Raw genomic sequence first — 16,519 nt, 5'->3', positions numbered from 1 at the left:
CCTGCTCGGGCCTAGTTCGCCATGATGTTGTCGACGTCGGCTTCCGCGCCGCCATTGATGATGCCGCCGCAGGCCGCGATCAGCGGCTTGACCCAGTGGGCGGCCTGCTCGGCGAGGCGAACGCGGGTCGTGTCCTTCTCGACCTCGCGCATGGCCGAGCCGACCGCCGTCAGGATCGAAGTCATGGTGTCGGTGAGGTGGTCGAACTGGGCGCGCACGTTCGGGTCGGCTTGTTCATAGGCCTCGATCGCCAGATCCCGGGCCTTGAAATTCGACGCCGTGAAATGCTCGGCATAGGACAGCGGCGACCAGGTCAGAAAATCTTCCGCGCATTCCGGCATGTCGGGGACCATTTCCAGCAGCATCACGGCTTCATTGAAATGGTTGAGATAGTCGGTGGCAAGCCCGGTCCGCGGGTTGATGTTGGCCACGCGCAGCCGCTCGGCCCAGGCCGCGGCCTCGGGCGCCGTCTGTCCATGCATTCGCGCCGGCTGGGAGACCGTTGAGCTCATCTGCCGCAGTGTTAACGTTCGGGGTTAAAAGGACCTGAACGGACCCTATATAGGCCCTCAAGGATGTGTGGACGCTTCGTCATTACTTCGGCCCCCGCGGCTTTGCGGCAACTGTTCGGCTACATTGAGCAGCCGAATTTCCCGCCCCGGTTCAACGTGGCCCCGACACAACCGATTCCGGTCGTGCTGGCCGAGAACGGCGCGCGCCATTTCCGACTGATGCGCTGGGGTTTGCTGCCGGGCTGGGTCAAGGATCCCAAGGGATTTACGCTCCTGATCAATGCCCGTTCCGAGACGGTGCTGGAGAAGCCCGCCTTCAAACGCGCGATTCGCCGGCGGCGCGGCCTGATTCCGGCCGACGGCTATTACGAATGGAAGACGGAGGATGGCCGCAAGCAGCCCTTCTTCATCCATCGCGCCGACGGCGCGCCGCTCGGCTTTGCCGCATTGTTCGAGACCTGGGTTGGGCCGAACGGCGAGGAGCTCGACACGGTCGCGATCGTCACGGCGGCCGCAGGCGAGGATCTCGCCACGCTGCATGATCGCGTGCCCGTCACCATCAGCCCGCGCGATTTCGAGCGCTGGCTCGACAGCCGCAGCGATGACGTCGATGCCGTGTTGCCGCTGATGACCGCCCCGCGCATCGGCGAATTCGCCTGGCACCCGGTCTCCACCCGCGTCAACCGCGTCGCCAATGACGACGACCAGTTGCTGCTTCCGATCAGTGCGGAGGACGTGGAAGCGGAGGTAGAGGCCGCGAAACCGAAGCGGGCGGTGCGGAAGGCCGCGGCCGGCTCGGCGGATGACGGGCAGGGGTCGTTGTTCTAGGCAAGCTGGCGCTATTTACTCCACTGTCGTCTCGGCGAAGGCCGACACCGAGGCTGCGCCTCACACGATCTCCCTCGCCCGCAACGCCGCGATCTCCGCCGCGTCGAACCCCAGTTCCCCCAGCACCACATCCGTATCCGCGCCGAGCTCCGGCGCCATCCGGTCGAGGCGTCCGCCGCCATGCGCGAGTTTGAACCCGCTGCTGGCGAAACGAAGGCGCCCATAGGGCGTATCCAGCTCCTGGATCGCGCCGCGCGCCTTGATCTGCGGATGGTCGATCACTTCCTCGACTTTCCAGATGCTGGCGCAGGGCGCGCCGGCATCTTCCAGAATGGTCTCCCATTCGCGCGCCGGCCTTGCCGCGAGCGCCTCTTCGATGATGGCGCGCAGCGCCGGCTCGTTCTCGTTGCGGGCAAACCAGTCGGCAAAGCGCGGGTCGCTGAACGTATCCTCGCGGCCCAGTGCAGACATCAGCGCGCGGTATTGCTTCTCGTTGTTGACGGCGAGCAGGATGTGACCGTCGCCGCATTTGAATAAATTCGCCGTGGTCCTGCGGCTGACAGCCTGATTGCCTGACAGCTGCTGGCGATGGCCGGCGACCGACCAGTCCGCGATCTGCCCCGACAGAAACGCCATCGTCGCCTCCAGCATGGAGACGTCGATGAGCTGGCCCTTGCCGGTGCGATCGCGCTGGTACAGCGCGCTCGACACGCCGAACGCGGCGGTCGCGCCCGAGAGCACGTCGCACACGGCAAAGCCCGCACGGGTCGGGCCGGTTTCGGGATGACCCGTGATCGCCATGATGCCGGACAGCGCCTGCATCTTGCCGTCATAGCCGGGACGCAGCCGATCCGGACCGGTCTGGCCGAAGCCTGATACCGCGCAGTAGATCAGCTTCGGATTGATCGCGGACAGCGCCTCATACCCGATGCCGAGCTTGTCCATCACGCCGGGGCGGAAATTCTCCATGACCACGTCGACCTGCGCGGCGAGCTTCTTCACGATCGCGATCGCATCGGGCTTTTGCAGATCGAGCGTCAGGCTGCGCTTGTTGCCGTTGATGGCCTGGAACGCTGGCGCGAGACCGCGGTCGGCCCATTCGCGCGAGAGCGGCGTGCGGCGCATGTCCTCGCCCTCGCGCCGCTCGACCTTGACGACGTCGGCGCCCAGGAGCGCGAGCTGGTAGCTCGCATAGGGGCCTGCCAGCACTTGCGTGAAGTCCAGGATCTTCACGCCCTCGAACGGTCGCGTCACGTCGCTCTCCCTTTTTGTTTTGATTGTCGGAGGACGTCAGGCGGCGCGATTGCCGCGCGCGATCTCCTTCTGCTTGTCGAATTCGGCACGGCGGCGCGCCAGCTCTTCGGCTGAGAGCTGCGCGACGTTGTTGTAGTCGAGCTTCCAGGCGGCGTCCTCGCTCCAGCGCAGCGGTGACTGCATGGTGGTCTGCGGGCCGCTCGCGTTCTCCAGCAATCTGAGCGCCAGTTCGAGCGTCTGCGCCTGCGAGGCGACGTCGTGCGGCTTGCCGGCGGAATTGCCGAGCGGAAAATCCGAGAACAGGAAGCGCGGCACCGCAGCGTGCTCGATGATGTCCTTGGCGCAGCCCATGATCACCGTCGGAATGCCGTTCGCCTCGAGATGCCGCGCCACCAGCGCCGTGGTCTGGTGACAGACCGGGCAGTTCGGCACCAGCACGGCGACATCGACCTTGTCGGCAAGGCAGCGCGCCAGAATCTCCGGCGCGTCGGTGTCGAGGGTAACGCGATGGCTGCGGTTGGTCGGCGCGCCGAAGAAGCGCGGGGCCACCTCGCCGATGCGCTCCGCAGCACTCGCCTTCAAAAGCTGCGGCAGCGGAAACCAGGTGCCGTTGTCGGTGGCCGTGGTGTGCTTGCGGTCGTAGCCGATATGCGAGATGCGAAGGTCGTGCGGCTTCGCCGTGTCGCCGTCATAGACCTGGTAGAATTTCGCACCGCCATTATACGCCGCGCCCGGACCCTGGTCGCCCTTGGCTGGATCGTACGGCGCGGCCGTCGTGATGATGGTGACGCGCGACTGCGACAGCGGCTTCTTCAGCGGCTGGAACGGCGCCTCGGTGTAGTGGGCCCAGCGATACGCGGTGGTGTAGCCAATCGCGGCGTAATAGTCCCGCGTGCGCTGCATATAGGGCACGGGGGCGTCATAGTCGGGCGCAAAGCCGAATTCGTCGTCGCGCGAAGCGGACATGGGCGCGTCTCCTGGTTCTCGTTGGCGACAGACTAGAGATAGTCGGGGGTGAGCTCAAGAGTAAGCAAGTTCACCGAAACACATGCAGCGCCACATGCTGCAGCAGCATGATTGCCTTGGCGTCGATGATGCGCCCGTCCGCGATCATCGCCAGCGCCTCGTCGATGCCAAGCTCCAGCACCTCGATGTCCTCGCCTTCGTGTTCGAGGCCGCCGCCGTCGCTGACCCGCATCTCCGGCTCGTACTCGGCGACGAAGAAATGCAGCTTCTCGGTGATGGCGCCGGGGCTCATGAACGCCTCGAACACCTTGTGGACGTGGTGCAGGCGATAGCCGGTTTCCTCCTCGGCCTCGGCGCGGATGCGTACCTCGGGCGAGGCATCGTCCAGCACGCCGGCGGCCGCCTCGATCAGCAGATCGTCGTAACCGCGGATGAAGGCCGGCAAGCGGAATTGCTTCACCAGGATCACCGTACGGCGTGCCAGATTATACGGAAGCACCGCGGCGGCGTTGTCGCGTTCATAGGTCTCGCGATGCTGCGTCTGCCATTCGCCATTGGCGCGCCGGTACTCGAACGTGGTGTTCCTGAGAGTGGTCCAGCCGTCCGAGAGCACGCGGACGTCCTTGATGCGGACGCGGTCGGAAATCGTCATGGCTCGATCTCAATTGCTTGGCGTTGTGGTGCGGCCGTCGAGCCACTTCTGGAACATCACCGAGGTCGATTCCTCGAAACCCAGCGACTGGTAGAACGCATTGGCCTGCTCATTGCCGCGCCGGACCAGGAGCTGGAGTTTCAAAATTCCAGCTTGACGCAGCCAGTCTTCGGCCGCGGCCATGATGACGCGGCCGTGACCACCCTTCTGGCTGCCCGGATCGACGGCGACGTAATAGACCCAGCCGCGATGACCGTCATGGCCGACCATCACGGTGGCGACGATGGCGCTGCCGTCGCGGCCGAGCAGGATGGTGGAATTGTCGCGCCGCCGCGCCAGCGCGATGTCGGCATGCGGATCGTTCCACGGCCGCGTCAGCCCGCAGCGCTGCCACAGCGCCACCACGGGCTCGACATCGGCCTCGGTGATCGCCTCGATCTTCAGCGCACTCACAGCACTTTGCCCGGGTTCATGATTCCAAGCGGATCGAGCATCGCCTTGAGTTGTCGCATCAGCTCGATGGCGGTCTTGTCCTTCACCTCGGGCAGCTCGTCGCGCTTGAGCACGCCGATGCCGTGCTCGGCCGAGATCGAGCCGCCCATGCGCAGCACGATGGCGAACACCACCGCGTTCATCTCGTGCCAGCGCGCCAGATAATCCGCGGTGTTGGCGCCGATGGGCTGGCTGACATTGTAGTGCAGATTGCCGTCGCCGAGATGGCCGAACGGCACCGGTCGCGCCCCGGGGATCAGTCTCACCACGGCTTCATTGGCCTCGGCGATGAAGGCGGGCACGGTGGCCACCGGCACGGAAATGTCGTGCTTGATCGAGCCGCCCTCCGGCTTCTGCGCCGACGACATCTCGTCGCGCAGCTTCCAGAAGCCGGCGCGCTGGGTCAAATTGGCCGCGATCACCGCGTCGTCGACGATCTCGTCCTCCATGGCGCGGCCGAGGATCGTTTCCAGTGGCGTGCGGGCGTCATCGCCGGGTGACGACAATTCCATCAGCACGTACCAGGCATGCTTTTGCGCGAGCGGATCGCGCACGTCGATGCCGTGGCGAATCGAGAAATCGACCGCCATTTCCGACAGCAGCTCAAAGCTCGTCAGCGCATTGGCGGCCTCGCTTTGCGCGATTGCCAGCAGCTTCAGGGCGGCGTCCGGCGACTTCAGCCCGACGAAGGCGGTCTCGATCGACCGCGGCTTCGGAAACAGCTTCAGCGTCGCCGCCGTGATGATGCCGAGCGTGCCTTCGGCGCCGATGAAGAGGTTGTGCAGATTGTAGCCGGTGTTGTCCTTCTTCAGCTTCGACAGCACATTGAGCACGCGCCCGTCCGCCAGCACCACCTCGAGCCCCAGCGCCATCTCGCGCGCGACGCCATAGGCGAGCGCGGCCGTGCCGCCGGCATTGGTCGAGAGATTGCCGCCGATGGTGCAGCTCCCTTCCGCGCCGAGCGAGAGCGGAAAAAGCCGGTCGACGTCGGCGGCCTTCTGCTGCGCGATCTGCAGCACCACGCCGGCCTCGCAGGTCATGGTGTTGGAGGCGGTGTCGACCTCGCGGATCTTGTCTAGGCGCCGCAGCGACACCACCACCTCGCCATGATGCGGCGTCTGGCCGCCGACGAGCCCGGTATTCCCGCCCTGCGGCACCAGCGCGATCCCATGCTCGGAGGCGAGCTTGCAGATCGCGGCGACCTCCGCGGTCGAGCCGGGGCGCAGCACCAGCGGCGAGCGGCCGTGGAACAGATTGCGCTCCTCGGTGACATAGGCCTCGATGTCGGCCGCATCGGTGATGGCGTGCCTCTCGCCGACGATTCTGCGGAATTGTTCGATCAGCTCGGGCGCAAGCGGTGGGGTCGCGGAATGATTAACGTTCATTGTCTTGTCTCTTGCTTCGCTCTTATCGCGCCACGGCCGCCCGGCGCAGCCGGTCGTTGATCGCTTCGCCCAGATATTGTTCGGGGATCGCCATCACCGCGATCGCCCGCGGCCCGCTGGCATCGAGGGCGCGAAGATAGCCGAACAGATTGGCGGCGGCTTCATCGAGATCGCCGCTGGGCGACAAATTCATGACCGCCGTGGCGGCCTCCAGTCCGGGCAGGCGCGCGGGGCCGAACGCCAGCAGCGCTTCGCCCGGCGCGACGTCCCGCGCATTGAGCCGTACATTGGCGCGCGGCGCGTAATGCGAGGCCAGCATGCCCGGCGCCAGCGGCTGGCTGTCGTCGCTGTCGGCCTCCGCGGGCAGTCGCGCCAGCGGTGCACCGAGCACGGTCTCGATCCGTTCGCGTGACAGCCCGCCGGGCCGCAGCAGCATCGGCGCCGCAAAGCAGCCGACGATGGTCGATTCGACGCCGACCGTAACGGGTCCGCCGTCGACGATCAGGTCGATCCGCCCCGCAAGGTCGCCCTCGACATGGGCGGCCAGCGTCGGCGAGACGTGGCCGGAGAGGTTGGCGGACGGCGCCACCACCGCCCCGCCGAAGACGCGCAGGATCGCCTGCGCCACCGGATGGGCCGGAATGCGGATCGCGACCGTGTCGAGGCCCGCGGTGGCAAGCTCGGCCACCGGGCAGTTTTCCGTCTTCGGCACCACCAGCGTCAGCGGCCCCGGCCAGAACGCCTCCGCGAGGCGCAAGGCGCAGGCGTCGAATCGTCCGATCCTCCGCGCGGCCGCGAGGTCGGCGACATGCGCGATCAGCGGATTGAATGCCGGCCGCCCCTTGGCGGCGTAAAGATGGGCGATCGCGCCGGCATTTCCGGCGTCCGCCCCGAGCCCGTAGACCGTCTCGGTCGGGAACGCGACCAGCCCGCCGGCGGCCAATGTCCGGGCGGCAGCTTCCGCGCCGGCCTCGCCGGCCGGTAAAATCAGCGTTTCAAGACCCGTTTTCACAGGGATAAGATTCCTCAGCTCGGCCGCTTGCGGTGCGCCAAACCCGACGCTATAAGCCGGCCTCTTGTCGGAGTGTGGCTCAGCCCGGTAGAGCACTGCGTTCGGGACGCAGGGGTCGCAGGTTCGAATCCTGCCACTCCGACCATTCTTCCAAAAGTCGACGTTCTAGAGGCTCGGCGGACCGGTCGCCGGGGCCTCGGAAGCGCCTTATTGCAACGATTTAGGGCGCGGGTCCACGGCCGATTTGGCCGGGCAGAGGCGTGTGCCGCAGCGGCATGGCTTTCTTTTCGCCGGCATCCCTGATCCGGCGTTGCACGGTAGGTCAGAGAATTACCGTCTCGCCGCGAGCGAGCCAATCAAATCACCACCAGGCACGGCTCCCACGAGGCCTCCTCTGACGCTTCCGCAATTGCCTCGAAAACCGCCGTAACTCATCAAACGCTCGCGCTCGGGACGGTCGGTTGCCATCCGGTCAGACCGACGGTTAGATGAACCTGCAGTCGATCGCAGCTTCAAGCAGCGCAATCCGCCAATGACAAAAAACAGGGCAGGAACATGAACAAGAAAATCGTCGCGCTTGTTGCAGCTTTTACCTTCGCTGCTTGCGGATCGGCATGGGCCGCGTGGCCGGAAGACAAGCCGATCGAAGTCGTCGTCGGCTTTGCGCCCGGCGGCGGTACCGATGTCATGGCTCGCAAACTTCTTCCCTTTGTTGAGCGCGCGCTAGGCGGTAAGGCGAAGTTTGTCGTCCTGAACAAGCCTGGCGCTGGTGGAGAGATCGCGTTTGCTGCGATCGCGCGCGCGGCGCCCGACGCCTATTCGATCGGCGTCGTCAACGTGCCGGGCTACAACTTTCTGCCGATGACGCGCAAAACCCAATACACTACGGATGAAATCCGGCTGGTCGCACGGATCGTTGAAGATCCGAACGTGATGGTGGTTCCCGCGGACAGCAGATTCAAGAATTTGCCGGATGTCATTGCCGCACTTCGCAGCAAGCCGGGCTCGGTGACGTTTGGTCACAACGGTGCCGGCACGAACGGTCATTTGGCCATTCGCATGCTGGCAGCAGCCGCGAAGGTCGAGCCCAACGAAATCTCTTACAGAGGAACTGCCGCGCAGCGGACCGATCTATTGGGCGGGCATCTGGAAGTCGGGATGGTCACTCTCAGCGAGATTCCCGAATTACATGGGACCAACAAGGGGCCACTTCGCGTCATCGCGATCCTGTCGAAGAAGCGCTTTCCATCGCTGCCCGAAGTTCCGACAGCAGAGGAAGTGGGCTTTCCGATCACGACGACGGCAGAACGCGGCTTCGCGGTGCCGAAGGGCGTTCCGGACGACATCGTCAAGAAGCTGGAAGCCGGGATTGCGGAAGGCCTGCGCAATCCCGAGTACCTGACGAATTCGCCTGGCGACGCGCCGGTGATCGCTTTCCTGACTGGCGCTGAGTGGCAGAAACGACTCGACGGCATGTCTGAGGCGTTGCGTCCTTATGCTGAAGACATGCGCGCGAACGAGCAGAAGTAATCAACCCAGCTGTCGCCGGCGGTTGTTGCGAGACTATCGCCGCGCCACCAGAACGCCGACCATAAACGCAATCATCAGTGCCGGCAGCGGCGCCTCGCGTACCATGCCGCGAACGACATGTGTCCAATTTTGCTCCGGGACGAGGTTCGGAGACCTGATCTCCGGTGTTGGCGTGATGCCCCATTCGGAGGCGAGTTCGGCAATCTCGCTTGAGGCGAGCCGCACGCCGTCGCGGACGCGGAAGATGGCGGCGTCCGCGCGCTCGCGCGGCGCAAGCAGCATCATCGTCGTGACGGCCGTACGCAGGGTCATCTCGCCGTAACCTTGCAGCCTGACCGATTCCTCGGGGTCGGACGTCATCGGAAATCCCTCACAGGGCCAAATGCCTTACAACGCGAAGTGGCGCGCGATGGTGAAGGCCATCGTCGCGCACAGGACAAGTGTGGATACCGCGCCGGCCACGCCGCGCGCGAGATCGGTCCGCGTCAGGTGCCTGGTCATGATTTTGCTCCATGCTCGGCATGGCAATGGCGGGGAGGCGGCGTTGGTTCCAGCCGCGACGGGCGAATCGCGAACGCGGGCTATTTCCGCAGCAACTCGCTGAGCGCCGCCGTCGCCTCGGCGCAGCGGATGTCGTCGATCTCGCGCGACAGGTTGAGTGCGCTCGATCTGAGCTCTTCGACTTTCCAGCTCTCGGGGTGCTGGGTCTCGAGTTGACCGAGCCGCTTGTTCAGATCGTCCAATCTGGTTTGCAATTGTTCGACGCTGGCGGCCCCATTCACCACCCAGACTCGTTGCGCACGCATCGTAGTTCCCCTGCTCGTCTCACGGCGTTGTGAGATGGGTTCGTGGCCGCAATGGGAGTTTCTTTTGTCCGGCTTCAGACGGACGGGAACCGTTGCAGATCAGCAACGGGAGTTCCCTCGCGTTAGCGTGCGTCTGGAGCTCGGCCCGTCACCGCGCATCAGGCCGCGCGCGGCCACTCGGTCGATTGCTTTTCAAGCCGGCTTTCGAGAATGGCGATGCTCACCCGGATATTGTCGCGCCGGGCCCGCAGGTTCTGCGCGAGCATGGGGTAGGCGACGTTCTGGGGATCGGAGATTCCAGCTTTCCGCTCTTCCTCCAGAATGTCGGCGTCGATCATTTGCATGCGCCAGCGCAGATCGGAGATCAATGCGTGGAGCTGGGTCGGCATGGTCGCTTCGAAACGGGACGTCGGGTGCATGATCGCCTCACGATGAAACAGACCCACTGCGGGTCTGAGGGATTTGACTGCCGTCCAGCAAGCACAATGCCAGTGGGCGGCTGAGCGTCTCCCGCGATTGCTCCACGGCGCACCGGAACGATTACCACTCTTTCCCGTTGCTGCAGGGGCCTCGATAACGAGGCGATCGAGGGACCCATGCCGCTCATCCGCTATTTCGTCTTCACCGGCGGCGCTCTGCTCGCCCTGCTGTACCTTGCTGATTACTACCTGGCCGGCCCCGTGAGTGCGGCCGCCGAAACCGGGCCGGACCTCTCGATCGCCCGAATTCATTCTGCACAGACCTGGCCGGAGAAGATCATCTTCGACACCAACGTGCGCCAGATTCCGTTGACCAAAACTGTGGCGTCAACGTCAGACGCGGCGGCGCCAGTCGCGCCGGACGGTACGCGCCAGGCATTTGCCATGGCGGCGCAGCCCGCCGCGGAGCCCAAGGTTTCGGACGGCAAGGCTTCGGACACCAAGGCCGCATCGCCCACGCAGGCCAAGGCGGCCGCTCCGAACAAGCGCGTCGCGGAGCGGCATCGTCGCCGCCAGCCGTCGCGCATGGCGGCGCGCAGTCAGTTCTTCAACGAGCCCGTCGCCGCAGAATGGTGAGTGCCGCTCTGCGAGGGTGTTTTCGCGCGATGTGGATGCGGTCGATCGCCATTCATCCTCGGCGGCCCCCGCGTGACGGTCGAACTGCCTCTCGGTTGGGCACCGTGCCGGACAGCGAGGCTGTGCGCGCGACGCATCGCACGATAGTCTCTGCCGCGACCTGACCCAGGAAGCGGACGAGGGAAAGATTCGTGACGAGATTTGTGACGATCGCGGCCGGCCAGCTTGGCCCTGTCGCGCGGACAGAGACGAGAACCGCGGTCGTGGCGCGCCTGATGGCCTTGATGCGCCAGGCGCACGCCAACGGTTGCGACCTGATCGTCTATCCCGAGCTCGCGCTAACCACGTTCTTTCCGCGCTGGTATTTCGAGGATCAGGCAGAGATAGACAGCTTCTTCGAGCGTGAGATGCCGGGGCTGGAGACGAGAGGCCTGTTCGATCTCGCGCGCGAGATCGGCATCGGATTTTATCTTGGCTATGCCGAGCTGACGGTCGAGGCCGGAATTGTCAGGCGCTATAACACCTCCATCCTGGTCGAGAAGAGTGGCGAGATTGTCGCGAGATATCGCAAGGTGCATTTGCCCGGGCATGCCGAGCACGAGCCTTGGCGCGAATTCCAGCATCTGGAAAAGCGCTATTTCGATCCTGGCAGTAGTTTCGGCGTGACCGAGGCCTTTGGCGGCGTGATGGGGATGGCGATCTGCAACGATCGCCGTTGGAGCGAGACCTATCGGGTGATGGGGCTGCAGGGCGTCGAGATGGTGATGATCGGCTACAACACGCCGGTGCACAATCCGCCCGCGCCCGAGCATGACGATCTCTCGCTGTTCCACAATCATCTGGTAATGCAGGCCGGCGCCTACCAGAACGGCACCTTCGTGGTCGGCGTCGCCAAGGCCGGTGTCGAGGAGGGCGTCGACCACATCGGCGGAAGCTGCGTCATCGCGCCCTCCGGCGAGATCATCGCGCGATGCACGACCAAGGGCGACGAGATCGCGCTCGCTCGCTGCGATCTCGATCTCTGCAACTCCTACAAGCGCACCACCTTTAATTTCGACGTTCACCGTCAGCCGCAGGCCTACCGGATGATTGTCGAACGGAAGGGCGTGACCCTGATGGCGGACAGAACGCCGGTGCGAACGACAGGGTGAACTCCTGTAGCCCGGGTGAGCGAAGCGATACCCGGGACCGCTGCGAGAGTGTCGCTTCGCTCGTCCGGGCTACAAGACTTGCGGTCGGGCAAAACACCCGCACTCCGTCAACCCCTTCCTGCAAAAATATTCCACTTTACCGAAATTCGGTTTTGACGTATATGTCGCCCATCCCGGCTCATCCTTGAGGGGCGATCTTGTGGTCGTCACGTTCGCGAGCCGGGCTTGCGGTGGACGCGGCAGCGTTCGGGTGCGAGAGGCGTGGGGCAGGGCGGATTATTGCTCTCCGTGAGCCCAACGCTTCGTTCCGACGAGCGGCGCTGCTAGGCTTCGTCTCGTCATCAGGTCGGCGGCAACGTGCACAACGCCGCCGAAACCGGTGGCGAAATGGCGGGCCGTGCGTACGGCAAAACCGTGTGGTCCTGGCCGTCGTTGCTACGGTCAAGCTCTTGCGGATGCGGCATCTGCGTCAACCGGCGCGGTGTCGGCGACTTCTGTGAAGGCGAGGGAGGCCAGCAGGAACTCGGCTCCCGGGAGAGCACGGCAAGAACGCGAAGCCGTGTCTGCAATTAAAGATGCGAGCCGGAAAATTGGCGCTGCCGCCTCATACTCCGTCATTGCGAGCGCAGCGAAGCAATCCAGTCTGCCGCCGCGGAGGGATTCTGGATTGCTTCGCTGCGCTCGCAATGACGATCTAGAGAGAATGTCCGCCAAACCCCTCCCCTGGGATAATGGGTCCTGGCCTTGCCAGGACGACGCCGGAGTTGGTGGCCATCAGTCTGACCCACCTCCCCAATCACAACCACGTGTCTTTATTCGGAAACAATCATTCCCTATTATCCCGCAATGCAAAAAGCCGCCCGCAAATCCCGCTCCGTCGCGCGTCCGCCCGGCCGTCCCCGGGAGTTCGACATGGACATTGCCCTCGACGGGGCCGTGCGCGTGTTTTCCGAGCGCGGTTATCATGCGACCTCGATTGGCGATCTCACCGCGGCGATGCGGCTGGCGACCGGCAGCGTCTACAAGGCGTTTCGCGACAAGCATGCGGTGTTTCTCGCCGCCTTCGAGCGCTATGTCGCTCTGCGCCAGGAGCAGACGCGTAGCGCCGCGGCGAAAGGCGCCAACGGGCGCGAGCGGCTGCGCAACATGCTATTGTCGTATGTAGAGCATTCCCAGGGCAGCGAGGGGCGGCGCGGCTGTCTCGTGGTCGGCAGCGCGGTCGAAATGTCCGCGGTCGATCCGGTGGTGGCCGCCCTCGTCAGCGCGCGGCTCGAGACCAACGAAGGCTTCATCGCTGGCCTCATTCGCGAGGGGCAAGCTGATGGCTCGATTCCCCGCCATGTCGCCGCCGACGACACCGCGCGGCTGATAATCTGCATCACGCAGGGTCTGCGCGTCGTCGGCAAGGCGCGCCTTTCGCTCGACGGCAAGCGCCTGGTCGCCGTCGCGATGAAGCTGCTCGCCTGAATTTTTTGTCATATTAGGAAACGAGCGTTTCCTATATCTGGAGACTATGTGAATGACGATGAATGCCACAAGCGAGACAGCCCCCGAGCCGGATGCGGTGTCGCAGCGCCTGACCTTCGTGCTTGCCGCGGCCTGTGGCATGGTCGCCGCCAACATCTATTACGCCCAGCCGCTGATCGCCCCGATCAGCGCCGCGCTCGGCCTGTCGCATGAAGCGGCGGGACTGATCGTCACCATGACGCAGATCGGCTACGGCGTGGGGCTTCTCTTCATCGTGCCGCTCGGCGACCTCGTCGAGAACCGCACCCTGATCTGCTCCGTCATCACGCTCGGCGCGGCAGCCCTGCTCGCCGCGGGGGCCGCGTCCCATGCGCTACCGTTCCTGATGGCCGCGCTGTTCATCGGGCTCGGCTCGGTCGCGGTGCAGATCATCATTCCCTATGCGGCGCACCTTGCGCCGGCAGCCATTCGCGGCCGTGTCGTCGGCAACGTCTCGACCGGCTTGATGCTCGGCATCATGCTGGCGCGACCGGTGTCGAGCTTCGTCACGGCGATGCTGTCGTGGCACGCGGTGTTCTTCTGCTCGGCCGCACTGATGATCGTGCTCGCAGCGGTACTCTGGATGACGCTGCCGAAGCGCAAGCCGGTCGCGCGGATGCATTACGGCGAGTTGCTGCTGTCGATGCCGCATCTGGCGCGGACCACGCCGCTGCTGCGCCGCCGCGCGCTGTACCAGGCCAGCCTGTTCGGCGCCTTCAGCCTGTTCTGGACCGTGACGCCGCTGCTGCTCGCGAGCGAGTTCGGCTTCACCCAGCGCGGCATTGCGCTGTTCGCGCTCGCCGGTGTCGCCGGCGTGTTCGCGGCTCCGATCGCGGGGCGGCTTGCCGATCGCGGCTACAGCCGCATGGCAACACTGGTCGCGCTGCTGCTCGCGGCCGTAGGCTTCCTGATCACGCATGTCGGCGCGCCCGGATCGGTGCTGAACCTCGCCTGCCTGGTCGTGGCCGCGATCGCGATCGACATCGGCGTGCAGGGCAACGTCGTGCTCGGCTTCCGCGCGATCTTTGCCCTGGGGCATGAGCACCGCAGCCGCCTCAACGGCCTCTACATGGCGACGTTCTTCACCGCGGGCGCGGCGGGCTCGGCGGTCGGCGCCTGGGCGTTTGCGCAAGGCGGCTGGACGCTGGCATCGGCCATTGGCCTCGCGCTACCCGTCGCAGGCCTGGTCTATGCGGCCACCGAGTAGTGGCCGCGGTCGCCTAAATTGTGCGATTCGGCTTGTTTACCAAGGCCGTCCGGCCGGCAATTTCCACCTCGCAGTTTCCCTGCCGCTGTAGTACTTTGGTCGCAAGCGAGCCTGGTTAACGGGCGGCAGGGGGAGGCTGATGAGGCGTGCGGGGCTGGTTGGCGTACCGCAGGTACGACCATGGTCGTGGCAGGCGTTTCTGCTTGGATTCGTCGTTGTCGCAATGTCGGCTGCGCTCCAGGGCGTCTGTGTCGCGCTCGGCGCAAAACTCTATTTCGCAGCGTTCCTGCCCAGCCTGTTCGTGCTCGGCATTATCGCGGGCGTGCCAGTTGCGGCGTTCGCCGCACTGCTCACCATTCCGCTGGTGTGGTGGGCGTTCATTCCGCCCTTCTTCGAGTTCAATTCTCTGACCAGCGCGCATGCCGATTCCATCAAGCTGTTCTGCCTGTTCGCGGTGCTGGTGATCGGACTTGCCGATCTCTGCCGCGAGATCATCAGCCGCGGTGGATTGAAGCCGCGCAGCGAGAGCGCGGCAACGAATTCGCAATAGATCGGCCTTGTACGGCCGCGCACGTTGCGCGCGGGCAACAGTCCGGAAACCATTCGCGCGCTTGCCGCGCGGCGCTAACTTTTCAAAAAAGATTTGGCCGCAATTTCTCCCCCCGGAATGACGAGGGAGTTTTCGGACATGAACGGCCAAATAACCGGTCACGCCATCTTGGAGAACGTGCGCCGCTATCGCGGCATCGCATCGCTCTATCGCCAGACCGCTGCATTCCGCCCGGGCCAGAGCTGGTCGCTGCTCGAGCAGGCGAAGGATTGGGAAGCACGGGCGCTGCTGGAGCTGGAAGCCTATTTCGCCGCGCGGATGGATTACGCTGCTACGCGTGCGGCCTGATCGTTAACCATCGGCGGCGCGGCCTTGCGCAGGCCCGCGTCGGCCGTCGGGTCGCGCACGGAAAACACGGGGCGATTACGGAGTTATCTCGACGCCCGCCTGTGCTAGCAACGTCCCGACCGAGACATTCCAATTCGGCCGGGGCAAGCGATGACCACCTTCAACCGCATCTTCACGACCGAGCGCCTGCTCCAGATCATCGTCATTCTCGCGGCCACGGTCGCGATGAAGCTGATGGGCTGAATTTCGACGGGCTATCGCGCGCCGAATTCGGGCAATTCGGGCAGATAGTTCGCCCCCTCCGAGCCGAGAAAATCGAACATCGCCTGCGCCGGCGGCAACAGCACCTTGTCGCTGCGGCGGATCACGTACCATTGCCGCACGATCGGCAGGCCCGCGACGTCGAGCACGATCAGCCGGCCCTCGGTGAGCTCGTGGGCCACGGTGTGGGCCGAGATGAAGGCGATGCCGAGCCCGGCGATGACAGCCTGCTTGATGGTCTCGTTGCTGCTCATCTCCATGCCGATGATCGGCTCGAGATCCGACCTCTGGAACATGCCTTCCATCAGCGTCCGCGTGCCCGAGCCAGGCTCGCGGGTGAGGAAGGTCTCGTGCACGAGGTCGGTCAGGTTGAGGCCGGAATCTTTCTCCAGCCAGTGCCCCTTGCGTGCGACGATGATGTGCGGATTCCGCCCGAGCTGACGGACGTCGACGCTGACATCGGCCGGTGGCCGACCCATCACCGCGAAATCGAGGTCGTAGCCGTGCATGGCCTCGCGGATCTCCTCGCGATTGCCGACCGTGAGCTTGAGCTCGATCTTCGGATACCGCTTCGAGAATGCCGCGATCGCGTGCGGCACGAAATATTTTGCGGTCGAGACCGCGCCGAGATGCACCGTGCCGCCGGTTCGCCCGGCGAGCAGGTCGAGCGCGCCCTGGCAGTCGGTGATTGCGGCTTCGACGCGCTCGGCGAGGGTAAGCACCTCCTTGCCCGCCTCCGTCAGCAGCATGCCGTCGCCGGTCCGCTGCAGCAGCGGCAGGCCGGCGAGATCCTGAAGCTGGCGCAGTTGCTGGGTCACGGCCGGCTGCGTCAAGCCGAGCTGGGTCGAGGCTGCCGTGACGCTGCCCTTGGCCGCGAGCGCCGCGAGCGAGCGAAGCTGCCGGATCGTCAGATGCCGGAGCTGTGCCGCCGAATGGGCATTATAAGATAATTCTTTGGCGCTCATTATGAATAGAAATTTTCCTTATTAAGCCGGCCCTGTCAA

At 64.8% G+C, this 16,519-nt stretch carries 19 protein-coding genes and 1 tRNA gene; 9 read left to right on the top strand and 11 right to left on the bottom strand.

What is annotated here, in order from left to right:
- Nucleotides 1-11 precede the first annotated feature (11 nt).
- The gene (locus IVB48_RS10430; RefSeq protein ID WP_027568643.1) at nucleotides 12-512 is read right to left on the bottom strand and encodes a hypothetical protein; all 501 of its coding nucleotides are present in this window, start codon (nucleotides 510-512) and stop codon (nucleotides 12-14) included.
- Nucleotides 513-575: 63 nt separating this feature from the next.
- Here IVB48_RS10430 and IVB48_RS10425 point away from each other — a divergent pair, with 63 nt between their 5' ends.
- Nucleotides 576-1,340: an SOS response-associated peptidase gene (locus tag IVB48_RS10425; RefSeq protein ID WP_247399816.1), complete on the top strand. Its 765-nt coding sequence runs from the start codon at nucleotides 576-578 to the stop codon at nucleotides 1,338-1,340.
- 60 nt (nucleotides 1,341-1,400) lie between these two features.
- Here the strand turns inward: IVB48_RS10425 and IVB48_RS10420 are convergent, their stop codons facing one another.
- From IVB48_RS10420 to IVB48_RS10395, 6 genes are all read right to left on the bottom strand, one after another.
- A complete protein-coding gene (locus IVB48_RS10420) occupies nucleotides 1,401-2,594 on the bottom strand; it encodes a CoA transferase (protein ID WP_247399815.1) in 1,194 nt (397 codons plus the stop codon).
- Between the two features lie 36 nt (nucleotides 2,595-2,630).
- Nucleotides 2,631-3,560, bottom strand: coding sequence for a glycine reductase (locus IVB48_RS10415; protein WP_247399814.1), 930 nt, complete (start codon nucleotides 3,558-3,560; stop codon nucleotides 2,631-2,633).
- Between the two features lie 70 nt (nucleotides 3,561-3,630).
- Nucleotides 3,631-4,212, bottom strand: a complete 582-nt coding sequence (locus tag IVB48_RS10410; RefSeq protein ID WP_247399813.1) for a GDP-mannose pyrophosphatase — start codon at nucleotides 4,210-4,212, stop codon at nucleotides 3,631-3,633.
- Nucleotides 4,213-4,221: 9 nt separating this feature from the next.
- Nucleotides 4,222-4,665, bottom strand: coding sequence for a GNAT family acetyltransferase (locus IVB48_RS10405; protein ID WP_247399812.1), 444 nt, complete (start codon nucleotides 4,663-4,665; stop codon nucleotides 4,222-4,224).
- Complete coding sequence (locus IVB48_RS10400) at nucleotides 4,662-6,089, bottom strand: FAD-binding oxidoreductase (protein WP_247399810.1); 1,428 nt, start codon at nucleotides 6,087-6,089, stop codon at nucleotides 4,662-4,664. The genes IVB48_RS10405 and IVB48_RS10400 overlap by 4 nt, the downstream gene beginning before the upstream one ends.
- 22 nt (nucleotides 6,090-6,111) lie before the next feature.
- Complete coding sequence (locus IVB48_RS10395) at nucleotides 6,112-7,101, bottom strand: L-threonylcarbamoyladenylate synthase (RefSeq protein WP_247399808.1); 990 nt, start codon at nucleotides 7,099-7,101, stop codon at nucleotides 6,112-6,114.
- Between the two features lie 68 nt (nucleotides 7,102-7,169).
- Here IVB48_RS10395 and IVB48_RS10390 point away from each other — a divergent pair.
- A tRNA-Pro gene (locus tag IVB48_RS10390) sits at nucleotides 7,170-7,246 on the top strand.
- A gap of 410 nt (nucleotides 7,247-7,656) precedes the next feature.
- Nucleotides 7,657-8,631: a tripartite tricarboxylate transporter substrate binding protein gene (locus IVB48_RS10385; protein ID WP_247399805.1), complete on the top strand. Its 975-nt coding sequence runs from the start codon at nucleotides 7,657-7,659 to the stop codon at nucleotides 8,629-8,631.
- Nucleotides 8,632-8,664: 33 nt separating this feature from the next.
- Here the strand turns inward: IVB48_RS10385 and IVB48_RS10380 are convergent, their stop codons facing one another.
- From IVB48_RS10380 to IVB48_RS10370, 3 genes are all read right to left on the bottom strand, one after another.
- Nucleotides 8,665-8,991: a hypothetical protein gene (locus IVB48_RS10380; RefSeq protein WP_027568651.1), complete on the bottom strand. Its 327-nt coding sequence runs from the start codon at nucleotides 8,989-8,991 to the stop codon at nucleotides 8,665-8,667.
- Nucleotides 8,992-9,212: 221 nt separating this feature from the next.
- A complete protein-coding gene (locus IVB48_RS10375; protein ID WP_027568652.1) occupies nucleotides 9,213-9,437 on the bottom strand; it encodes a hypothetical protein in 225 nt (74 codons plus the stop codon).
- 158 nt (nucleotides 9,438-9,595) lie between these two features.
- Nucleotides 9,596-9,856 (bottom strand): hypothetical protein, encoded by a 261-nt coding sequence (locus tag IVB48_RS10370; protein ID WP_247356963.1) that lies wholly within the window; start codon nucleotides 9,854-9,856, stop codon nucleotides 9,596-9,598.
- 177 nt (nucleotides 9,857-10,033) lie between these two features.
- Between IVB48_RS10370 and IVB48_RS10365 the strand changes: the two genes are divergently transcribed.
- The 6 genes from IVB48_RS10365 (at nucleotide 10,034) to IVB48_RS10340 (ending at nucleotide 15,254) form a co-directional block, all read left to right on the top strand.
- Nucleotides 10,034-10,492 (top strand): hypothetical protein, encoded by a 459-nt coding sequence (locus tag IVB48_RS10365; RefSeq protein WP_247399803.1) that lies wholly within the window; start codon nucleotides 10,034-10,036, stop codon nucleotides 10,490-10,492.
- A gap of 191 nt (nucleotides 10,493-10,683) precedes the next feature.
- A complete protein-coding gene (locus tag IVB48_RS10360; protein ID WP_247399802.1) occupies nucleotides 10,684-11,643 on the top strand; it encodes an N-carbamoyl-D-amino-acid hydrolase in 960 nt (319 codons plus the stop codon).
- 912 nt (nucleotides 11,644-12,555) lie between these two features.
- Entirely contained in the window at nucleotides 12,556-13,110 is a 555-nt protein-coding gene (locus IVB48_RS10355; RefSeq protein ID WP_247399800.1) for a TetR/AcrR family transcriptional regulator, read from the top strand.
- A gap of 52 nt (nucleotides 13,111-13,162) precedes the next feature.
- A complete protein-coding gene (locus tag IVB48_RS10350) occupies nucleotides 13,163-14,356 on the top strand; it encodes an MFS transporter (RefSeq protein ID WP_247399798.1) in 1,194 nt (397 codons plus the stop codon).
- A 139-nt stretch (nucleotides 14,357-14,495) separates the two neighbouring features.
- Nucleotides 14,496-14,906, top strand: coding sequence for a DUF4118 domain-containing protein (locus IVB48_RS10345; protein WP_247399796.1), 411 nt, complete (start codon nucleotides 14,496-14,498; stop codon nucleotides 14,904-14,906).
- A 138-nt stretch (nucleotides 14,907-15,044) separates the two neighbouring features.
- Nucleotides 15,045-15,254, top strand: a complete 210-nt coding sequence (locus tag IVB48_RS10340) for a hypothetical protein (protein WP_007594851.1) — start codon at nucleotides 15,045-15,047, stop codon at nucleotides 15,252-15,254.
- A 254-nt stretch (nucleotides 15,255-15,508) separates the two neighbouring features.
- Here IVB48_RS10340 and IVB48_RS10335 read toward each other — a convergent pair whose 3' ends face one another.
- Nucleotides 15,509-16,480 (bottom strand): LysR family transcriptional regulator, encoded by a 972-nt coding sequence (locus IVB48_RS10335; protein ID WP_247399795.1) that lies wholly within the window; start codon nucleotides 16,478-16,480, stop codon nucleotides 15,509-15,511.
- Nucleotides 16,481-16,519 lie beyond the last annotated feature (39 nt).

Origin of the sequence: Bradyrhizobium sp. 76, from assembly GCF_023073025.1 — a bacterium.
GTDB lineage: Bacteria > Pseudomonadota > Alphaproteobacteria > Rhizobiales > Xanthobacteraceae > Bradyrhizobium.
The sequence above is the reverse complement of the archived record's forward strand: the minus strand, read 5'-3'. Positions and strand labels throughout refer to the sequence as shown.